The organism is Pseudomonas juntendi (assembly GCF_009932375.1).
GTDB classification, from domain to species: domain Bacteria; phylum Pseudomonadota; class Gammaproteobacteria; order Pseudomonadales; family Pseudomonadaceae; genus Aquipseudomonas; species Aquipseudomonas juntendi.
This window is the reverse complement of record NZ_BLJG01000106.1, coordinates 13,431-35,476: the sequence shown is the minus strand read 5'-3', so window position 1 is coordinate 35,476 and position 22,046 is coordinate 13,431. Positions and strand designations below refer to the sequence as shown.

General features: G+C 58.0%; 14 protein-coding genes. 3 read left to right on the top strand and 11 right to left on the bottom strand.

What is annotated here, in order from left to right; genetic code table 11:
* Nucleotides 1-62 precede the first annotated feature (62 nt).
* From GYA94_RS14810 to GYA94_RS14760, 11 genes are all read right to left on the bottom strand, one after another.
* Nucleotides 63-1,076 (bottom strand): formylglycine-generating enzyme family protein, encoded by a 1,014-nt coding sequence (locus tag GYA94_RS14810; RefSeq protein ID WP_161892583.1) that lies wholly within the window; start codon nucleotides 1,074-1,076, stop codon nucleotides 63-65.
* Nucleotides 1,077-1,100: 24 nt separating this feature from the next.
* Nucleotides 1,101-3,368 carry an ATPase gene (locus GYA94_RS14805; protein WP_161892582.1) on the bottom strand — a complete coding sequence of 756 codons (2,268 nt, stop codon included), beginning with the start codon at nucleotides 3,366-3,368 and terminating at the stop codon, nucleotides 1,101-1,103.
* Nucleotides 3,369-3,385: 17 nt separating this feature from the next.
* A complete protein-coding gene (locus tag GYA94_RS14800) occupies nucleotides 3,386-5,872 on the bottom strand; it encodes a type VI secretion system Vgr family protein (protein ID WP_161892581.1) in 2,487 nt (828 codons plus the stop codon).
* Nucleotides 5,873-5,874: 2 nt separating this feature from the next.
* Nucleotides 5,875-8,529 carry a type VI secretion system ATPase TssH gene (gene tssH, locus GYA94_RS14795; RefSeq protein WP_161892580.1) on the bottom strand — a complete coding sequence of 885 codons (2,655 nt, stop codon included), beginning with the start codon at nucleotides 8,527-8,529 and terminating at the stop codon, nucleotides 5,875-5,877.
* A 147-nt stretch (nucleotides 8,530-8,676) separates the two neighbouring features.
* Nucleotides 8,677-9,168 carry an Hcp family type VI secretion system effector gene (locus tag GYA94_RS14790; RefSeq protein ID WP_110679618.1) on the bottom strand — a complete coding sequence of 164 codons (492 nt, stop codon included), beginning with the start codon at nucleotides 9,166-9,168 and terminating at the stop codon, nucleotides 8,677-8,679.
* Nucleotides 9,169-9,183: 15 nt separating this feature from the next.
* Nucleotides 9,184-10,914, bottom strand: coding sequence for an OmpA family protein (locus tag GYA94_RS14785; RefSeq protein ID WP_197879195.1), 1,731 nt, complete (start codon nucleotides 10,912-10,914; stop codon nucleotides 9,184-9,186).
* A gap of 5 nt (nucleotides 10,915-10,919) precedes the next feature.
* A complete protein-coding gene (gene tssL, locus GYA94_RS14780) occupies nucleotides 10,920-11,600 on the bottom strand; it encodes a type VI secretion system protein TssL, short form (protein WP_110679620.1) in 681 nt (226 codons plus the stop codon).
* Nucleotides 11,597-12,952, bottom strand: coding sequence for a type VI secretion system baseplate subunit TssK (gene tssK, locus GYA94_RS14775; RefSeq protein ID WP_110679621.1), 1,356 nt, complete (start codon nucleotides 12,950-12,952; stop codon nucleotides 11,597-11,599). Before tssK ends, tssL begins: the two co-directional genes overlap by 4 nt.
* Nucleotides 12,953-12,975: 23 nt before the next feature.
* Nucleotides 12,976-14,514: a type VI secretion system contractile sheath large subunit gene (gene tssC / locus GYA94_RS14770; RefSeq protein WP_110679622.1), complete on the bottom strand. Its 1,539-nt coding sequence runs from the start codon at nucleotides 14,512-14,514 to the stop codon at nucleotides 12,976-12,978.
* Between the two features lie 34 nt (nucleotides 14,515-14,548).
* Nucleotides 14,549-15,052 carry a type VI secretion system contractile sheath small subunit gene (gene tssB / locus GYA94_RS14765; RefSeq protein WP_110679623.1) on the bottom strand — a complete coding sequence of 168 codons (504 nt, stop codon included), beginning with the start codon at nucleotides 15,050-15,052 and terminating at the stop codon, nucleotides 14,549-14,551.
* Between the two features lie 497 nt (nucleotides 15,053-15,549).
* On the bottom strand, nucleotides 15,550-17,736 hold the full coding sequence (locus tag GYA94_RS14760) for an OsmC domain/YcaO domain-containing protein (protein ID WP_161892579.1): 2,187 nt from the start codon (nucleotides 17,734-17,736) through the stop codon (nucleotides 15,550-15,552).
* A 244-nt stretch (nucleotides 17,737-17,980) separates the two neighbouring features.
* On the opposite strand from GYA94_RS14760, the gene GYA94_RS14755 reads away from it, so the two are divergent.
* The 3 genes from GYA94_RS14755 to GYA94_RS14745 are packed head-to-tail and all read left to right on the top strand — an operon-like array spanning nucleotide 17,981 to nucleotide 22,046.
* Nucleotides 17,981-18,436 carry a (2Fe-2S)-binding protein gene (locus GYA94_RS14755; RefSeq protein ID WP_161892578.1) on the top strand — a complete coding sequence of 152 codons (456 nt, stop codon included), beginning with the start codon at nucleotides 17,981-17,983 and terminating at the stop codon, nucleotides 18,434-18,436.
* Complete coding sequence (locus tag GYA94_RS14750) at nucleotides 18,436-20,685, top strand: xanthine dehydrogenase family protein molybdopterin-binding subunit (RefSeq protein ID WP_110679625.1); 2,250 nt, start codon at nucleotides 18,436-18,438, stop codon at nucleotides 20,683-20,685. Before GYA94_RS14755 ends, GYA94_RS14750 begins: the two co-directional genes overlap by 1 nt.
* A gap of 17 nt (nucleotides 20,686-20,702) precedes the next feature.
* Nucleotides 20,703-22,046 carry a c-type cytochrome gene (locus GYA94_RS14745; RefSeq protein ID WP_161892577.1) on the top strand — a complete coding sequence of 448 codons (1,344 nt, stop codon included), beginning with the start codon at nucleotides 20,703-20,705 and terminating at the stop codon, nucleotides 22,044-22,046.

The following is a 22,046-nucleotide window of genomic DNA, read 5'->3' as shown; positions in this document are numbered from 1 at the left end:
ATCATTACCGCCTTTCAGGCAGCCTATATTTAAATGCTCCCCCTGAAATAGAAAGCTCGCCGCTACTCAATCCGATTGTGACTATTAACAACACACCGAGCCGTTTTATCGCCCAACACAATCATTTTATCTTCGGATGCATAACCATGCGGATTCTCAGGGGTTCTGTGCACATTCACTCCTCCTCCCCAGCTTGGATTGGCATATGCCTGACCACGTGTAACTTTTGTATCCCGGCCATAGTAGTCCTTGGTCACTGGTGTTTCCGGCCCCTGGGGGTCAATTTCAGGGGAGTACTGATAATAATTTTCGTCATACCAATCCTTAACCCACTCCAGCCCATTATCCGACATGGCATAAAGGCCCAACGGATTGGGGGGAAACCTGTCCACCGGCAAGGGCGTAAGCCCCTCCGTGCTCCACCCCATTTGTCTAGCAAAATCCTCACGATCTCGATAAGTAGAAATGTTAATTCCTTTTGGTCCTCCCCCATATTCAGTAAAACCATCATTGGTCTGCTTATAAGTACCGTCATCAGTGGCTACCATCAAAAACTGCCCGCGGCTGCGTGCCGCGTACTCCCACTGGGCCTCCGTGGGTAATGAGAAAGGAAGATTGGACACTTTAGCCAGCCAATTGCAATAGCGGTCGGCTTCATACCAGTCCATATGCGCTGGCAAATTAGGTAAAGAATGAACGTTCTTCCACTTTTTCTGTATCCCCCCCACCTCAAAAGAACGCAACTTAAGACCATTGCTTTTAAGATACATCTCAAACTCTTTATTTGAGATCTTAAATTTTGCAATAGAAAAGGTGCTCAACTTGACCTTATGTACCGGCCGACTGTCTCCATCACTATCATAAGACATTAGCTCCGGCCCGTACTCTAAGCCATAATCCCCCATCAAATATTCACCACCCTCAACAAATACCAAGCCCCTTTTTACTTCTTCGATAAAATGTTTCATCTCTATCGGCGTTATCCCGAGCTCCTTATTATCTACTTCACTCGCCAACTGGTCACAGCCTGACAAACTCAAAAAAACGAATAAAAACACAGACACCTTAAAAATCATCACGACCACTCCAATCGGACTTACTCAGACAATATCCGCACCACAAGGACCAAACTTGCAGCGTCGCGGGTAATTCGGATTACGACCAACGTTTAGCTTATAATAGACCGTATCATTCATAGCGAGCGCATAACCAGAAGAACTAAACTCCTTCAACCGATCATAAATTTTGGCCAATTCGCTTCGCTCATATTTTATTTCATAGAATTCTCTATCTCGATCCTTCCCTAACTTAAGAAAGTCTATCAAGCTTCGTTCATGCCGCTCGACGGCGTCCAGCTCAACATCTCCTTCTGATGGGCCATTCCCTTCCGCATTGACACGAGACAATACTTTACGCCACTCCGGCTTGCTTTGAATACTTCTAAGTACACAGAGCACCGCCTCTTTTCGTTCGCCGTAGCGATCCAGAAACTCTATATTTCCTGGATCTATATTATCCCACTTACCATGACGCGTCAGAAGGTAAAGCAATATACCCTTAGCCTCAGGTGTGTGGCGCAACAGATCCAACTGTCGGGTGATAACATTTTTAGCTAACTGATTCCGTCGTCTCGAAGCATCAACACTCCTCTTCGTCTCATCAGTCAATTCATCAACCTGTTTTTTGAAATCATTTACAATTTTTTCAATCGATTTTTTTGCGAATGAGTAATGCTCATACACATCAGCTTCAACGAGCTCCATTTGCATAACACAATACTTCGTATACACACTAAATGCATCAACATCCATGACTCTAAAAAAACCATAATTCCTTTGATTCAGTTGATAAATCAACCAAGCACCAAACTCTAGAAAGGTATTGCCATTCACTTCACAAACAAAGCCACCTTTAGCACCCAGCCCTTTGCATAGAGAGGCTGCAAAATGAAAACAAAACTTCCCATTAATAAAAGTACAATGAAAACTTAAGCCGGCACCCACCCCCGCCAACCCTGCAATACTGGGTCCTATTTTACAAAAATCGACGTACTCTCCAGTAGTCTCCAGTATGCCGCCATTTTTTTCCCCTGCCGCTGTCGGCTTTAACCATTGCAGTGATCCCGTCAGTGTTCCTTCCGCCCTCGCACCCGCAAAAGCTTCTGCCGAAAGTTTTACCCCTTCTTCTTCACTGCTCATCTGCTTATGAAAATCGTAAGCTTTGCTTTTCCTTTCACTGAAAGGTCTCAAACGACCAGGTTGGCCCATGACGGTTTGCTGGTCACCACTCCTGACCACCTGGAATAGAGCCTCCACCTGAAGCGTCGCTCCAATAAATGCGGCCAAGCGAACGTTCAAACATACGCGCATCATCCCTAAATCAAACGGGACCTCGTTCTCATCAGGGGGATTAACTGTGAGCGCCCATCCGATGCGATCCGGGGCGTAAATTGAAAAGGAGGCTATGCCGGCAGCCGCAGTTAAGCTGCCGCCAGCCTCTCCTTTGATGGAGAATTGTTGCTTACGTGGATCAATTTCAACATTTGCGCCGAAATTGGAAACAAAGCGCATAAACTGTGCTCCGCCCTCAAAATCAATATGATCCCCCCACGTTGCCTCACCTTGTGCGGCAGCATTCCAGCTATCCGCCCAGTCAAAAAGTGTACAATCCATACTCAGCGCCTCAGGATCAAAACCAAGGCCTGCCCATTTAACAACATCCTTCAGATCAGTTTTTATTTTTGGCCAATTCAATCCGGCAAGTTGCCTCTTAAGCTTCTTGTCGTCTATGCGTCGAATTTTTCCATCACTGCGCCGCTCAAAGATACTTTCAGCGCCGCCTTTTTTGTCACTACTTTTCAACGACACAGTATGGAGTTTTCTGCCATCCTTGCCTTTACTGTAGTAACCTTTTTTTACATAAACTACAGGCGCTCGTTTCTCACCAGCTTTTCTTTTAGCAGACTGACCACTAACAGGAACAAGCTCCACAACATCATCATATTTCATGTCTTGGGTAGAAAACTCACCAATTTTTTCTTTTAACTTTTCTCGCCTCAACTCCAAATTTTTCTCAGCTCGCACTACAGCGTCATGAAATGATGCCTCAGGCGCTGCTGTGGTTTCTGCAGCAATTCCATATTTTTCAATTGCAACGGAGTACTTAATTTTTTCCTGATGAAAATCATTTACGCACTGCTGCATTTCCTTCCAATGCGCCTCAAACTCTGCAGCCTCACTGTCAGCAATAAAAACCAACTCTTCGGTTTCCGGGCAAAAATAACACTGTACCGATTGATGATGGGCCACTACAACGGTTTTACTTTTGCCAATCCTGTTTTCTGCTACTGAGATATCCGCACCGCTCATTTCCTATCACTCCGAAGTTACTCAAAGAATAACTTTATGCTTTGAAGATCAACTCCATAGTGGGATTGTGTATAACCATTCCCATCTGTCATGCCTCTCAGCACGCTGCCATCGGCAGCTTCAATTCGATACCGTACGTAAGGTTTTGGCTTATCACTGACTTTATCTCTAACTTGAAAGCCACCTTGCATGGGATTGCTGTAAACAGGGTCTTCCAGAATCATCGGTGCCAGGGCCTTCTCCAATGAGGCAGTGCCTCCCCAAGCGATATTGTCATTCTTGATATGCAGTTCACCCGGGGCACCGATCTCAACAGATCCGTCTTTTATCTTGATATAGGCACCTCTGCTAACTAGGGTGATGCCGTGTTGGGCATTGAGAACGATCTCGCCATTAATGCTATTTAAAGCAAGTTCCTTGTCTGCTTGTAACGTCATCGCATCGCTTTGTGCCTGAATATCCACAGGGCCGCGAGCCGCAATTAATCTGAGCCCTAACTTTTGGGCGAACAGACTGATTGCCTCACCTGCGGCCACGCTGAAACGTTTGAATAGGCTGAAGTCAGCACTATCACCAGCCGTAGCTGTAATAGAGTTTTCTGCCGATAGTTGGATGTTTGCAGGTGTAACCATAGCTATCCCGGCAGGTGCCGAGGCAAGGAGTCCCGCATCTTTGAGCCGCGCCAATGCCTCCCGCAGGCTCTGTTGGGCCTGATTATCAGCTGGTAATGCTCCCGACACAGCTGCGCTTTGCGCCAGTGCGTTCACCAATGCCAGGGCGTTATTGAGCTGAGCCAACGCTGCTCCCATCTCCAGCATTGTCCCTTGGGCTTGAGGCTGAGCATCAGCACTGATGAAGATGCCACTGCCGCCACGGATAGCTGCATGCCCATCGGAGCGCAGTTCCGCGCCCTCCCCGCGAGGCCGGCGATCGGCATCGACCAGATGCCCGAGATTCAGCTGGCTCTTCCCACTGTGTTCAGTACTGAGCTTGATGTGCTCCTGGCCACGCGTATCGTCCATGCGCAACTTGTTGTTCGCAGGTGTACGCAGCACGTTGCGCTTGTAGTTGCGCAGCGTGACATGGTCAGGGTGCTGGCTATCGTGCAGGGCATGCGCGATATAGGGCCGGTCCGGGTCGCCTTGCTCAAACGCCACAGCCACTTCCGTACCGCAGATCAACGGCAGGTGCAGGCCGTGGGTATCGCCGGCGTAAGGTCGAGCCAATCGGAGCCAGACACTCTCCTTTCCGGCTTTCCAACTGTCCCGGTCGAACAGGAAGTTCACCCGGTAGCGGCCCTCCAGGTCGATATGGCCATAGGGGTCGTTCTGCTGGGTGCTGGTAACCCGCGCCGGTACTGTGCCCGCAATCTGCGGCTTGCTCGGCAGTGGTGGCCGAAAGCAGATCGACTCCGAGTAAGGTATCGCTTCGAAGGTGACTTCCAGACTACGGTCCCGAGCGGCCTCGACGGTCAAATGCGTCATGACGACCCCAGGCTCGAAGACCTGTGGTGCTCCATCAGTGATGGTGACCACTTGCCCTGGGGCGAGTGTCACGCTGCTGCTTACGCCGTTGCAGCGGGTTTGCCCATTGAGGAAGCGTTCATGATTCAGGCGCGCGTAGAAGTAGCCACTTTCGCTTTCCAGGTCCTCATCCTGGGCGATTGCGTCACCCAGCGCGGTGTAGGGTTCGCCGTAGTGGTAGCCCTCGCCATAGGTCGTCGTCGCCCCCCGACTGTGATCCACGTCCCCCTCCAGAAAGGCCGCAGCGTCGCGGTGGTAATAGGCGCGCACGTTGATGTGCTGCTCCACCACCTCATGGCTGACCTGCAGCGCCCAGGCGCCATCCTGTCCGTTGCTGGCCAGGCCAGACAGTGGACGCAGCGGCAGGCTAACGTCGAACTGGTAATGCTGCTGGTGATCGTGAAACTCGACAACGTCGATAAACAGCTTGTCGTTGTGGGTGAAGCGGTACCAGATGCCGACCTCTGCCAACAGGCGACTGATGAAGGCAAGGTCACTTTCACCGTATTGCATGACCTGTTCGCGCTTGGGGTATTCGCGTACCAGGTCGAACAGAAAGTGCTGCCCCTCGAACTGGTGGCGGCTGCGCAGGATGTTTTCGACGATTTCCGGCACTGACTGATGCTGATAGATCCGGTATTGCTTGCCACGGCTAAGCAGCGCCAGGCGAGCCTGCAGGGTTACCTCATAACGGGCTTCATCCCTTGAGCTGGAGAGGTGCTTGAACCCCGTGATCACACCATGCAACGTGCGGGACGCGGCCCCGACGGACGACGACCCCATCTGAAAACTGGCGTCCTTCCCGAGAACCTTGGCGGCATCAATGTCCTGCGTGGAAGAGGTAAACGCCACCGTGTACTTGAACGGTTGGCTCAGCCACTCCTCCCCTTTGAACGACAGTACATCGAGCTCGACCGCATCCAGTTCATCGACTGCAAGGGTGTAGTGGTTATGGGCGGAACCTCGTAATGACTTCGCCATGATCAACCCCTCTTGCCAGCCAGCAGCGCTGCTTCGCGTTCATCGGTAAAGCTCAAATTGATGCCGCTGTGCTCGCAGTACCCAAGCGTCACTGTTTGAGTTGGCTGGCCAAGGGCCTGGCGCTGCAGTAGCTGTTGGCTGAGTACCGGCAGAATCTGTTGGTTCAGCAAGCTCTCGATATTGCGGGCACCGGTATCAGGCAGCAGGCAGGCGGCGACCAGGGCTTGGTAAAGCGTGTCCTCCACTTGACACTGCAGGCCGTAATGACGCTGCAAACGCCTGGCAACCTGGCCCAGCTTGATCGCGACAATGCGTTTGAGTGCATCGGGCCCCAGTGGGCGGAAGATCAATGTCTGGAAGCGTGCCAGCAGAGCCGGCTGGAAGTGCTCACGTAGCACTGGGCGCAACAGCTCATGCAGGGCTGCATCTTCAGTGGCTGGGTGCTGCTCGATGCAACTGTGCAGCAGGTCGCTGCCGAGGTTGGAGGTCATCAGAATGACCGTGTTGCGGAAATCGATCTCCCGGCCTTCGCCATCGCGCATGAAGCCGCGATCGAACACTTGGTAAAACAGGTTGAGTACATCACGGTGGGCTTTCTCGACCTCGTCCAGCAAGACCACGCTGTAGGGGCGCTGGCGAACAGCTTCGGTGAGTACGCCGCCCTGGCCGTAACCCACATAACCAGGCGGTGACCCTTTCAGTTGGCTGACGGTGTGCGCCTCCTGGTATTCGGACATGTTCAGGGTGATGAGCGACTTTTCTCCGCCGAACAGGCTGCTAGCCAAGGCATGCGCAGTTTCCGTTTTGCCGATCCCACTGGTGCCGACGAGCAGGAACACGCCCATCGGCGCATTGTCGTTCGTCAACCCGGTTCGGGCGGCGCGCAGCCGCTGAGCCAGTGCAAGCAGAGCCGGGTCTTGGCCGACCACGCGTTCGGCGAGCTGTGCTTCCAAATTCAACAAGCTGGCGTGTTCGTCCTTGAGCAAGCTGCCAAGGGGAACGCCTGTCCAGTCGGCAATTACCTCGGCCACGCTGCGGCCACACACGTCGAGCGACAGAAGCGGCCGGCTCCCCTGTACGTAGCTCAGCGCTTGTTGCAACTGCGCGCAGGCCGTTGTGTCGACCTGTTCGGCCTGGCGGGCATCGAGCAACTGGCGCGTGAGTTCAAGCTCCTGTTGGTACTGCAACACCAGAGCGGCTTGCTGGCTCTCCAGTTCGAACAACTGGGCATCGATCTTCGCCAGCCGGGGCTCAACCCCCTTGCCCGTAAGCTGTGCATCCTGTTCCAACGCAGTTCGCTCCGCAGCCAGGGCTGTTTGCTGCGACTTCAACTGAACCAGCGCCGGCGGCTCACAATCGAGGCTCATGCGAACGCGGGCGCAGGCGGTATCTATCAGGTCCACTGCTTTGTCAGGCAGGCGGCGCCCCGTCAGAAAACGTCGGGACAAGCTGACCGCCGCCTGTACGGCGGCGTCCTGCACATGCACGCCGTGATGGGTGGCATAACGCGCTTTGAGCCCCCGCAACATCAAGCAGGCGTTGGCATCGTCCGGCTCGTCCACCTTGATCATCTGGAAGCGCCGCTCCAGCGCAGCATCCCGTTCGAAATACTGTTTGTATTCGCTCCAGGTGGTGGCCGCGATGGTGCGCAACTCGCCCCGGGCCAAGGCCGGCTTCAACAGGTTAGCGGCGTCGGCGCCCCCCGCCTGGTTGCCGGCCCCGATCAAGGTGTGCGCCTCATCAATGAAGAGCAGGATTGGTGTTTCCGATTGCTGCACGGCCTCGATCACGCGCTTGAGCCGCTGCTCGAACTCGCCCTTGACGCCAGCCCCTGCCTGCAGCAGCCCAAGGTCCAGCGTGCGGATGCTCACCGGCTTCATGCTGTCGGGGACATCCCCGCTGACGATGCGCAAGGCAAGCCCTTCGACCAGGGCGGTTTTCCCGACACCGGGCTCACCGACCAGAATAGGATTGTTCTTGCGCCGACGGCTCAGCACATCGATCACCTGCCGGATCTCATTGTCTCGGCCGAAAACGGGATCGATCTGCCCTGCCGCGGCCTTGGCGGTTACGTCATGGCTGTACTGATCGAGGATCGCGGGCTGCGCCACATCGTCATCCGAGTGGGTTGTGGGCTTGATCGTCCGCCCCACTGCCGGGTTGAACACTACACTCTGCACCGGCTGACTTTCTTCCGAGTCCCGCTCAAGCAAGGCTCCAACCTGTTGCAGTTGCGTTGCACCTAGACTCAATAGAGGCCAAGCCGCCGAGCACTTGAGCAGGTCCGGTGTTTCAACCAGGGCGGCCAGTAAATGCACCGAGCGCAATTGGTCACAGTCGCGATCCATCGACGCCAGAAGCCAGGCACTACTGATCAGTTGCTGTACTTGGGTGCTAAGTTGGGGCTTGCTGAGCACGCTGCGCGGCAAGGTATCGAAGTACTGAAGCAATCCTTGCCACATGGCTTCCATATCCCAGCCATGCCGGCGGGCAATGACGACCAGATCACCTTCTCCTTGCTCGAACAACTTCAACAACCAGTGCTCGATACTGATATGACTGTGCCCACGTGCCTGACACAGTAACGCTGCCGCCGTAAGTGCCTGGGTGCAGTAGGCGTTGAGACGGCGAAGCAAACGGGTAGGATCATGTGCCATAGCGGGCATCCTTGTCGTCGATGGTCAACGTAATGTCATGAGGAGACGTATCTGTAACCGAGGTGTACTTGGCTGAGCGCCCGCGCGCGGACGCTCAACCCAATACACTGGAGCCGTCAGCCTTTATAGGTGAACGGCCAGAATTCATCAGGCGGTGGTACGCTCATTCCACGAGTCCGAATGGATGATATTTCCATCCTTGAATGTCCAAGTTATCTTTTCGTAACGCAATTCAACCGCTTCCAGGTGATTGTGTTTTTCCTTCTTTGGATCTTTGATGTCGTGCATCTTCGGTGCAACTTTGACGACTTTCACGTTTTCCAGTTTGGTGTTGAAGTACTCAACCTCCTGGCCTGCGTCATTGATCTTGTACCACTTGAACTCCGCCGCCTTCAGCGTTTGGCCGGTTGTTACAGCCTTGTAGAGATACGGGGAAGACGCATCAATTTCTTTCGTGAAAAGAAATGGGGTATGGATACGCGTGCCGGTCAATTTGCCAGTGTTATTATCAGTTGGAATGTACAGATTATGATCTTGCGCGACGACTTCAATACTGCCGTTTCTATCTTGAACATCCACCGAGCCTTTGATATCGGCGCCGCCATCGTCTTGCAGCCACAGGTAAACAGGAATAGCCATTTTGAAAATCCTCTTTCAGGAGTTGGAGGTCGCGGAATGCGACAGGGGTTGCAGGCCTGAGCCCGCAGTCGAGGACTGACAAGCCCCCGCCTCCGGCACCAGGCGAATCTCAACTCGGCGATTGGCCGAACGTCCTTGTTCAGTGTCATTGCTTTCAATGGGCTGGCTGGCCCCCAGGCCTTGCACCGCTAAGCAGTTGCTGGGGATATCGCCCATGTGTTGGATCCAGTCGTGAACCGCAGACGCACGGGCACGGGACAAACGCAGGTTGTTTTCATCTTTGCCGGTAGCATCCGTGTGCCCTGTGATCACGATCAGCCAGCCTGGCTGAGCCTTGATGCCCGCCAACGCTGTAACCAGAACCTTGGTTGACTGCGGTTCCAGCTGCGCACTGCCACTGCTGAAAAGCGAAAGGCTGTTCAGGCGTACCATCTGGGGCCTCTCGGGCGAAGCCTGAGGCATCGTCGGGATACGGTCGCCGTTGATGGCAGCCAGCAATGACGGGCGTAACTTTTCACCCTGGTACAAACCAAGGCCCAGCGACCAGGGCGTACCTTGCCGGTAGTAGTGGTCCAGGCGCTGGGCATCCTGGTGAAGTACAGCCAGCGCGGTCTCGCGTTGGAGCATCTTGTTCGGCTCGACACTCATCGAAGCAGTGCCATAGCGCCGCAAGTCATCGGTAACCTGGCGTACAAGCAGTGTGTTCTGCCATGCAGCGCTGACCAGCGCGATGGAGGCTGCCAGCACAAACAGCCAGCCCCCTAGCAACAGAGCTCTGGGTGGCCTCCTGTTACGAGCACTGCGCGGCAGCAAGTGGAGCAGAGCGTCAGGGAACGGGAACGACCCATAGGCGTCATCAGCTCCACCCTGTTCAAAGCAGAGGCCGGTTCGCTTTTGCAGCCAGCGGTGCCATAGGTTGTTTTCAGGGTGCCTGCCAGAAGTCGGAACCCATGCAACGGCAACGACGGTGGCGGCTGCGATCGCCTTGGCAGAAGCCCGCAGCTGCATTTCAGGCATACAGACATTGCTCAACCAGCCAGCAGCAGCGTTCAAATGCACCGCATCTCGCAGCCGGGCAGCGCAGGAATGTGGTTCCGTGGCGGATACCTGCCATTGAGCCAGGCTCATGCACACACCTGCCTCATGCACGTGCACGCCCGACCTGGCGGCGGCCCAGCTGAACCAGGCCGTGGTGTGGGAACCACGCTGAAAATAGCCCACCACCAGCAGCGACAGCGGGCTACCACGCTCGCGCAACCTCACAACCTGGCGGTGCACGCTGCGCAGCTCATTCGCCAGCACCGCGGCATCTGTATGGACGGCAGGGTCCACGACCCACATGACACTCAGCTGGTCGTTCCACTCAGGCCTGTGCAGCCGCAGGCTGGCAACCGTCGCGGGTAGCGTCTGCACCTCGGGCACTCGCACGTAGCACCCCTCCCCCGTTACCCGCAGCGCCCATTGCGCTTCGGGCACCGGACCAAACAGCTCAGCCAGGCAATCACCAACGACCAGAACAATCGGATGGCGGTAGGACCCTGCAGGTAAGTTGGCGCCCTTGGCCCATTGCAGTTCATACGCCTCGCGGGCAACACACTTGCATCGCCGCCACACCGCCCATACTGCGCCCGTAACGACCACGGCAAACGTGACCTGCCATTCGGTAGCCAGCGGGAGCATGGCAACAAGCAACAAGGACAGCGCACCGGCCCACAACCACAGCCCTTGCTTCGCTTTGAGCAACATCCCGCTCACCCCTGCACCGGCAGGAGCGAGGCCACAGCCTGACCCAGCGTATGGTCGAGCCCCCACCACAGGCCTATCAGCAGGCCAGATGCGGCCAGCACATGAACCAGAGGGGACTGCAGCCAACCCCAGACCGGCACGTGCGAAGTGCCCCCTGCCTGGGTGACCAGGGACTGGCTTGTATCAAGAGGGGGAACCTGCGCATTGATTGCAGCCAGCAACTGCTGCCTTTCCGGGTGATTGACATCACGGTAACGCCCCAGAAAACCCAGCATCAGCACCCGCTGAAAAACCGTGAAGACATAAGGGTGGGCAGAGGCTTCACGCAGCACCGTGCGCATGTCCTCATAAAGCGATTCACCCGCCTGGTGGCTACTGAAAAACCTGGCCTGCAAGGTTTCCATTGCCCAATCCTCATGGGCCTGGCCTTCGGCACAAGCGAGTACCGTCTCATCCAGCAAGGCACATTGCGCGTGACTGATAAGCTCGATGCTGCGACGGTCCAGGCCCTCTTCCTGAAGCGAGGTACGAACATGCTCGACATCGGCTACGCAACGCGACCAGAGTTCCGGGCTACTGTGCGCCCCTGTACCGTGCCGCAACTCGACCACCAACAAGTAGGTGTCCTGCAGCAAAGCGTCGATATCCAGCTTGGCCGCACCGTGGTTATGCTGGGCGAACGTCATGAGCGCAGCACCGCAAACAGTTCAAGTTTGGCGTCCTGAAAAACGCTCGGTACGTAGAGCGCGCAAACGCCATCGGCCAACATGGCACGGCCTTTTTCATGACTGAGGTCCAGCGCGAAATACTGGTTCTCCAAACGCAGCGGTATTGCCGCTGGTACATGGCTCAGGGGTTTCAAGGGAACGCCATCGAGTGCGGCATTGACCAGATGATCCACATCATCTGGGCAGCCTATCTTGCACAGCCGGGGGAACTGGCTTTGCACTTGCACAGCCGGCAATCGGCAGCGCACCGACAGGTAGAAGTCAGCGCCTTCCGGCTCCAGCAACCGAGGATCGCCGAGGGTCACCTGCCAACGGTTGGCACTACGCGCCTCCAGCACCAGTGCTATCACACGCGAGGGCAGGCTTGCCTCCAGCAGGGTGGAGAGCGTACGCATCAGCGGTGGAAACACAGCCTCCAGGTCTGCATGCTGATAAGCCGGGATATCCTCGACGCTCTGGTCCAGCGAAAACGTCAGCAGCGCCCCTGCACACTTCACCAACTGCTGGTACACCTGCTCCGGGTGCCGGCCAGGGTGTGCCTTGAGGTCAGCCAGCACCGGCTGGTAGGTATTCAGTGCGTTGAGCAACCAGAACAACGTCACATCTGCGACCGCGAAATCCGCCATGCGCTGGTTGCTCTCCCGGCGCATGCCCATCAACCGCTCACGCTTGGCGGACAACTGAGTCAGCAAATTGTCCAGCTGAAGCAACAGCCCCGCATGAGCATCAAACTTCAGCAGCGGGGGAACATAGGCCTGATCAATCTCCCAACCACCGCGCCCATCCCGTAGCAAGCGCGCTACCGGGCAGGTGAGGTAATCAGCATTGTCATCACCCTGCAGGCGCAAGCTCAACGCGTGTTCGAGCACGCTGATGGGCTGCACTTCATCGGTGTAGAGATCCTGAACGTCCCGCCACACCTGGCGGTATCTGACAGGGCGCTCAACGCTGCCGCCTTCGAACACACAGTTGCTGCCGTTGGCCTGTTCAAGCGGCAAGGCGAGCACCACCGTTGCAGCCTGATTGTCGTCAGGCAAGGCCCTGGCCAGCTCCAGGGCACCGGGCAGCCGATCCAGTCGATCCGTGTCAATCAACGTTCCGTCCGGCATGCACACCTGTAGCCGCGTAGCCAGAAGTTTACCCAGCTGCAGTGCGTCTGCATCGAACGCAACTGCGTGAATGCCCCACGGATGGACCCATGCCAGCGCAGCAACTGCCTGATTGGTCCACGATTCAAAGCGGGCCTGCTGCTGAAACTGCTGCGCAGACAACACCACACCGGACGCCCACAGGGGCCGATCGATCTTCACGGTTATTACTCCCCGGTACGCTGTCAGGATTTGGCTTTGGGCATCTGCGAAACCAATGACAGGTTGATGTCCATGCCTTCAACCTGGAAATGCGGCACGGCAAACAGCTTGACCCTGAAGAACCCCGGGTTGTCATCAATGTCTTCGACGATTACTTTCCCCTCCCTTAGCGGATGAGAAGCTTGCAAATCATCGCCGGGATCGGTCATTTCAGTGACCAGCCCACTTAGCCACCTGTTCAGTTCCAGCTCCAACAAGCGCCTGTCCTTGGTCGTACCGATGCTTTCCCGCTGGATCACCTTCAAATAGTGCGCGATACGAGAAAGCAGGAATACATAAGGCAGCCGAGCATTGATGCGGCTGTTGGCCGTGGCCTCAGGCGTGTCATACATCGCGGGTTTGTGCGCTGAGTTCGCCGAAAAAAAGCACGCATAGTCGCGATTCTTGTAATACGACAAGGGAATCAGGCCAAGATTGGCAAACTCGAACTCCCGTGTTTCTGGAATCATCACTTCCGAAGGAATTTTGACTTGGCTGCCCGTACCCATGTCATACAGGTGGATGGGCAGGTTGGTCACAGCACCCCCTGATTGCGGCCCTCGAATTTGTACGCACCACCCATTGGCAATGAAGCTTTTGACCATATTGGCTGCAAACGCGAACGTCGAACTGACCCAAAGATATTTGCTGTGATCCGGCCCCTTCACGCGCTCTTCATAGTTGAACAGCCGAACCGGGTTTGTATCCGGCCCATAAGGCAGGCGGCCCAAAGTGCAAGGCAACGTGCTGCCTACATAACGGGCATCATCGCTTTCGGCAAAGGCGTGCCACTTGATGTACTCGGCGCGGTCCATGTAGTTGCCGATATCCTTGATCGCGGCCACTTCCTCCATGGTTTCCTTGCCAAAGAATGCGGGACCCATTGAGCACAGGAATGGCATATGGGCAGAGGCCGCGACTTTAGAGATATTGCGCAACAGTGCAATGTCTTGCGCGCCACGGCCAAACGCGTAGTTCGAGACTGCTGCCGCGATAGGCTCCCCACCCGGCGTATCATATTCTTGAGTATAGGTATGCAGGTACATACCGCTTTGCGCAATCTCGGGCGCATCTTCAAAGTCTTGGGCCAAGTGCTCTTTGCTGACATCCAGCAACTCGATGCGCACGTTCTGACGGAAATCCGTCTGGTCGATCAACGACTTCGCCCCTCGCCAGATCGACTCGACCCGCTGGAAGTCCGGGTGATGCATCACCTCGTCCAGCTGGCTGCTGATCTGGGCATCGATCGAGGCAATATGCTCATCCAGCAGTGCCCTGTCCAGGCGCTCCAGCTTGGGGGAGACGTGCTTGAGCCGTTCAAGAAAGACACTGACCGACGCAGTGACACGCTCATTGGGCGTTGCATCGGACAGCACTTCCACACTCTGGTAGGCGTCGATACCGCCCATGTGATCAAGGGGTTCGAGATTTATTTTTTCAAACAGGGCGTGATAAACATTCTGGCTGTCTTTCACTCGCACAGCGGCACCGCGCGATTGCGCAGGGGATTGCTCTTCGGACATGGGTTCGCTTCCGGTCGGTCGAAATGATGGTTGCCTAGCGTTCGCCTTGAGGGGCAAGCGCAGCCAACTCCTTACGCAACGCGTCACTCAATGCTTCATCTTTGAGTATGCGTTCCAGCTCAATACGGAACGTGGCGTTATCGAGGAGATTGGCTTTCAACTCACGCAGCAGGTTTCGCATTGCCAGCAGCGCACGTAACTGCGGTATCTGCCGCGCGACCTGTTCGGGCTCGAAATCCTTCATGCGCTGAAAGCTCAACTCGACAGGCGTTTCAGCCCCATCGTTGGCGAGCGTGTCCTTGACAAACAATTGCAGGCTTGGCGAAAACTCAGAAAGCACATTGTCAAAGTTATTCTTGTTGATATTGACTTTTACCCGCTCAGACAGCGGACGTTGCTCTTTGCCGTTGCTGTAATCGCCCATGAGCATGAGTTTTAGCGGCAGCTCTACTTTGCGCTGAGCGCCGCCAGTATGTAAGTCAAGCTTGATATTGACGCGTGCCTTGGGCACCTCATTCTGAAAACTGTTTGAAGCCATGGTTCCTCCTGAGCGCAGGTGACCTCGAGAACTGAATTCATCGACTGAAAGCCAGAACAGTTTAAGCAGGATACTGCAGGCCCTTCGACGAACATGAACGCGAGGTAGAATCCGACTGGATCACCCGTCTAACCATGACTCTTTTTTCAATAGCCCGCTAGCCCAAACGAGAAATTAGGAAGTTTCCTACAACTTAAGCAGCAAGTAGCTTTTGGGCACAGGCGGCACCGCTCTAACTTCAGGAGCCCACCCAAAAAGAAGAACAAAGGCTTTATGAAAAGCAGGATAACTACAGAAATATCCTACAGGCCAAGACTAAATGGCCGACATGGATAGGGTGGCAGAAATACATACTCGTTTCATTTGAGCGCGGCGTAAGCGACAGATACTGGCCAAGGCCATGCGCGCCTGGTTCGAGTTGGTCCGGGGGGGGGCACAGACGGCACGTTGAATGGCACCGGGTGGCCGGTGCCATTCAACGCTGTGTAAAGCCGCTATCAGGCGAAGCGGGCCCGCGCCGCATGCAGCTTCTTGTAGCTCTCGATCAACCGCAGGTGCCGGTCGAGGCCTTCGAGCTTCATGCTGGTCGGGGTCAGGCCATGGAAGCGGACGCTGCCGTCAACCGAGCCCAGCACCGCGTCCATGCGCGCATTGCCGAACATGCGGCGGAAGTTAGCCTCGTAGTCGCCCAGCTCCAGTTCGTCATCCAGTTGCACCTCCAGCACCACATTCAGCGCCTGGTAGAACAGGCCACGTTCGACGGTGTTGTCGTTGAACTGCAAGAACGCCTCGACCAGTTCCTTGGCCTCCTCGAAACGTTGCACGGCCAGGCAGATCAGCAGCTTGAGTTCAAGAATGGTCAGCTGGCCCCAGGCAGTGTTCTCGTCGAACTCCACGCCGATCAGCGTGGTGATGGTGGTGTAGTCATCGACATCGCAGTTGTCCAGGCGCTTGAGCAGCAGTTTCAGCGAACGGCTGTCGAGGCTGTGCAGGTTGAGGATGTCGGCACGGAACGCCAGGGCGCGGTTGGTGTTGTCCCAGATCAGGTCTTCGACCGGGTAGATCTCGGAATAACCCGGCACCAGGATACGGCAGGCTGTGGCGCCCAGGTTGTCGTACACCGCCATGTACACTTCCTTGCCCATGTCTTCCAGAATGCCGAACAGCGTGGCGGCCTCCTGCTGGTTGGAGTCTGCGCCGTGGCAAGAGAAATCCCACTCGACGAACTCGAAGTCGGCCTTGGCGCTGAAGAAACGCCACGACACCACCCCGCTGGAATCGATGAAGTGTTCGACGAAGTTGTTCGGTTCGGTCAGCGCATGGCTTTCGAAGGTCGGTTGCGGCAAGTCGTTCAGGCCCTCGAAGCTGCGCCCCTGCAGCAGTTCGGTAAGGCTGCGTTCCAGCGCCACTTCCAGGCTTGGGTGGGCACCGAACGAGGCGAAAACGCCACCGGTGCGCGGGTTCATCAGGGTCACGCACATGACCGGGAACTCACCCCCCAGCGAGGCATCCTTGACCAGTACCGGGAAGCCCTGCGCTTCCAGGCCCTGGATACCCGCAAGGATGGCCGGGTACTTGGCCAGGACTTCGTGCGGCACATCCGGCAGGCACAATTCGCCTTCGAGGATTTCACGCTTCACCGCCCGCTCGAAGATTTCCGATAGGCACTGCACCTGCGCCTCGGCCAGGGTGTTGCCAGCGCTCATGCCGTTGCTGAGGAACAGGTTTTCGATCAAGTTGGACGGGAAGTACACCACTTGCTGGTCAGACTGGCGCACGAACGGCAGCGAGCAGATCCCGCGCGCCGTGTTGCCCGAGTTGGTGTCGTACAGGTGAGAGCCGCGCAGCTCGCCATCGGGGTTGTAGATTTCCAGGCAATGCGCATCGAGAATCTCGGCCGGCAGCGCGTCGCGCGGGCCGGGCTTGAACCACTGCTCGTCGGGGTAATGCACGAACGCGGCATTGGCCAGGTCTTCGCCCCAGAACTGGTCGTTGTAGAAGAAGTTGCAGTTCAGGCGTTCGATGAACTCGCCCAGCGCCGAGGCCAGTGCGGCCTCCTTGGTAGCGCCCTTGCCGTTGGTGAAGCACATGGGCGACTGCGCGTCGCGAACGTGCAGCGACCACACATTGGGGACGATATTGCGCCATGAGGCGATCTCGATCTTCATCCCCAGCCCGGCGAGAATGCCCGACATGTTGGCGATGGTCTGCTCCAGCGGCAGGTCCTTGCCGGGGATGCAGGTGCTGGTATCGGACACCGGCATCAGCAGGCCCTGCGCATCGGCGTCGAGGTTGTCGACCACCTCGATGACGAACTCCGGGCCGGTCTGCACCACTTTCTTCACCGTGCAGCGGTCGATGGAACGCAGGATACCCTGGCGGTCCTTTTCGGAAATGTCCTCGGGCAGTTCCACCTGGATCTTGAAGATCTGGTTGTAGCGGTTTTCCGGGTCGACAATGTTGTTCTGCGACAGGCGGATGTTTTCTGTCGGTATGTCGCGGGTCTGGCAGTAAAGCTTGACGAAGTAAGCCGCACACAAGGCCGAAGACGCCAGGAAGTAATCGAACGGGCCCGGGGCCGAACCATCGCCTTTGTAGCGGATCGGCTGGTCGGCGATCACCGTGAAGTCGTCGAACTTCGCTTCGAGGCGCAGATTGTCGAGAAAGTTAACCTTGATTTCCATGCGGGATTACCGTGATTTAAGCGTGCAAGACGAAATTGGCCGGCATTATCCGGGTTTTTACCGCGCACGTCCTGCCTGGCTGCCCAGTTGCGCATTCCAACGGATTACTTGCCTGATTCTCTGAACCTGCCACCCGGTTCAAACCGTTGGCCGCCGGCCTGTGCTAGCGTTTCCCCACCGGGGAACAATGTATTCCCCACCCGACATGACCCCGCGACAACAACCGATGACTGGCAGGTGAACCATGGAACTACGCATCAACCAGAAGACCTACCAGGTCGAGGCGGACGCCGACACGCCCCTGTTGTGGGTGATCCGCGATGACCTGGGGCTGACCGGCACCAAGTATGGCTGCGGCCTGGCCCAGTGCGGCGCGTGTTCGGTACTGGTCGACGGCAACGTGGTCCGTGCCTGCGTCACCCCGGTGGCCGGCGTGGTCGGCCGCGAGGTCACCACCATCGAAGCGATCGAAGCCGACCCGGTCGGCCAACGGGTGGTCATGGCGTGGGTCGACCACCAGGTGGCTCAGTGCGGCTACTGCCAGTCCGGCCAGGTGATGGCGGCCACCGCGCTGCTCAAGCACACGCCCAAACCCAGCGCCGAGCAGATCGACGCAGCCATGGTCAACCTGTGTCGCTGCGGCACCTACAACGCCATCCATGCCGCCATGCACGACTTGGCCCAAGGGGAGCAGGCCTGATGAACACACCCGTCGATACCCCTGCCGAACTGCTCGCACTGCAGCGCGGCGAAACGGTCAACCTGTCACGCCGTCGCTTCCTCGCCGGCACTGCCGTGGGCGCACTGGTGCTGGGCTTCGGCCTGCCGGTGGGCGTGCCGCGGGTGCAAGCCGCCGCCGTGGCCACAGCAGAACGCGGCACCCAAGTGCCGGCGTTTCTGGAAATTCGCCCAGACGGTACGGTGCGCCTGCTCAGCCCGTTCATGGAAGGCGGCCAGGGGCCGTTCACCGCCATGGCCCAGATCGTCGGTGAAGAGCTGGACGTGGACCCCGCGCACTTCGTGGTCGAAAGCGCGCCACCCGGCGAAGCCTATGTGGTGATGGAAAACGGCATGCGGATTACCGGCGGCAGCATGTCGGTACGCATGAGCTACCCCACCATGCGCCGCCTGGGCGCCCTCGCCCGGGCCATGTTGCTGCAGGCTGGCGCCGAAAAACTGGGAGTGCCGGTGGCCGAACTGTCGAGCACCCCGGGTAACGTGGTACATACCACGAGCGGCCGCTCGGTGCCTTACGGCGAACTGGCCGGGCGGGCCATGGACCTGCCGGTACCCGACCCGGCCAGCGTCAAGCTGCGCGACCCTGGCCAGTTCCGCTGGATCGGCAAGCCGGTTCGGCGCCTGGATGCCTACGACAAATCCACCGGCAAAGCCCAATACTGCATCGACATCAAGGTGGACGGCATGCTCCACGCCGCCGTGCAGCATGCGCCGCGCCTGGGCATGACCGTTGGCAGCCTGCGTAACGAAGGCCAGGTCAAGGCCATGAACGGCGTGCACTCGGTGCATCAGTTGCCAGGGGCGGTAGCGGTGGTCGCTGAACGCTGGTGGCACGCCAAGCGCGCCGTCGAAGCCCTTCAAGTCGATTGGCAAGAGCCAGCCGCCGACAGCACCCTGCGGGCGATGCCGGCTGATTTTTCCAGCGACGGCTGGCGCGAGCACCTGGCCACGGTCGATGGCCCGGCGCGCGATGAAGAAAACGAAGGCGATGTAGCGGGTGCCTTGGCCAATGCCAAGACCCGGGTCGAGGCCAGCTACCACAACCAGTACCTGAACCATGCCCAGCTGGAGCCACCGTCGGCCCTGGCCCGCTTCAATGCCGATGGCACGCTGGATGTCTGGCTGCCCAACCAGGCCCCGGACATGTTCCGCGACGACATCGCTCAACGCACCGGCCTGCAAACCGGCCAGATCAACCTGCACTCGCCACTGTTGGGCGGCTTCTTCGGCCGCCACTTCCTGTACGAATCGGCCAACCCCTACCCGCAGGCCATTGCCCTGGCCAAGGCGGTGGGCCGGCCGGTCAAACTGATCTGGAGCCGCGAAGAAGAGTTTCTGCGTGATGTACTGCGCCCGGTCGCCGTGGTGAAGTTCCGCGCTGGGCTCGATGCCGACGGCCTGCCGGTGGCCATCGAAGCGGTCAGCGCCACCGAAGGCCCGACCGAGGCCCTGGCGGGCAAGCAGGGCGACAAGGTCGACCCCACCGCGCTTGAGGGGCTGTCGGGCAAGGCCTATGCCATCGCCAACAAACGCATTGCCCAGGTCTATGTCAAAGGCCCGGCCATGCTCGGCTACTGGCGCTCGGTGGGCAACTCGCTGAACGATTTCTTCTATGAGTCGTTTCTAGACGAACTGGCCGACAAAGGTGGCAAGGACCCGTTCGAACTGCGCCTGCACCTGCTGCGCGACAACCCCCGGCTGACCACCCTGCTGAACGCGGTCGCCGACTTGTCCGGGGGCTGGAAGCGCGGGCCGTTCACCGCCGAAGATGGCAGCAAGCGGGCCCGTGGCGTGGCCATGGCCTCGCCCTTCGGCTCGCACGCAGCCGTCATCGCCGAAGTGTCGATGGAGAACGGCCAGGTCAAGGTGCACGATATCTGGCAGGCCATCGACCCCGGCAGTATCGTCAACCCGGCCATCATCGAGCACCAGGTCAATGGTGCGGTGGCCTTGGGCCTGTCGCAGACGCTGGTGGAAGAAGCGGTGTACGTGGATGGCAAGCCGCGCGCGCGCAATTACGACCTGTACCCGATCCTGCCGCCTTCGCGCATGGCACGGGTACATGTGCGCATTGTCGAAAGCGGGGCGAAGATGGGCGGCATTGGCGAACCGCCACTGCCCGCAGTCGCGCCGGCAGTGGCCAACGCGGTGGCGCAACTGACCGGCCAGCGCGTACGCAGCCTGCCAATGAGCCGCCATACTTTCAGCTGACGCACAAGGATTGCCCCATGACCCATCGTTTCGCAAGAACCGCTGGTTGGCTGGCGCTGCCGTGCCTGATCGCGGCGGGCCTGCTGGCCTGGTATGTCACCCGCGAGCCCGCTTCGCCGTTCACCGACGCGCAGGCGGACACCGCCGCCGCAGCGCTGGTCAGCCGTGGCGAATACGTGGCCCGGCTCAGCGACTGCGTCGCCTGCCACAGCCTGCCAGAAGGCCAACCGTTCGCCGGCGGGCTCCAAATGGCCACCCCGCTGGGGGCCATTCATGCCACCAATATCACCCCCGATCGCGACACTGGCATCGGTGCCTACAGCCTGGCGGACTTCGACCGCGCCGTGCGCCACGGCGTGGCGCCTGGTGGCCGGCGCCTGTACCCGGCCATGCCCTACCCCTCGTACGCCAAACTCAGCGATGACGATGTAAAGGCGCTGTATGCGTTTTTCATGCACGGCGTGCAGCCGGCCAAGCAAGCCAACCTGCCCAGCGATATCCCGTGGCCGCTGAACCTGCGCTGGCCCATTGCGCTGTGGAACGGCCTGTTCGCCCCGACGGCGCCGTACACCGCCCAGGCGGGGCAGGACGCGCAGTGGAACCGAGGTGCCTACATCGTCCAGGGCCCTGGCCACTGCGGCAGTTGCCACACGCCGCGTGGCCTGGCGTTCAACGAAAAGGCCCTGGACGACAGCGGCACAGCGTACCTGGCCGGGGCATTGCTCGATGGCTGGTATGCACCGAGCCTGCGTGCGGACCACAACACCGGGTTGGGGCGCTGGAGCGAAGCGGAAATCGCCCAGTTCCTCAAGACCGGCCGCAACCGCCATGCCGTGGTATTCGGTTCGATGACCGAGGCATTCAACAACTCCACCCAGTTCATGACTGACGACGACCTGGCCGCCATCGCCCATTACCTGAAGTCGCTGCCCGGTGACCCTCAGCGCGATGGCGCGCCCTGGCAGTACCAGGCGGTGTCGGCTGCCGAGCGGCTGGACGCCCCCGGGGCGCACACCTACGTGACCCGCTGCGCGTCGTGCCATGGCCTGGACGGCAAGGGCCAGACGCCATCGATGCCACCACTGGCCGGGGCTACATCGGCTTTGGCCAAAGAGGACGCGTCGGCGATCAATATCACCTTGAACGGTTCACAGCGCGTAGTGTCTGCTGGAGTGCCAGATGCTTACCGTATGCCGGCCTTTCGCGAGCAACTGGGAGACAAGGAGATCGCCGAAGTGCTGACGTTCGTGCGCTCGGCCTGGGGCAACCAGGGCGGCGCGGTGGACGCGCAGGCGGTAAGCAAGTTGCGCGGGCACACCGACCCGGCCAGCAGTAGCCCCATCATCTTGCATATGCGCTGA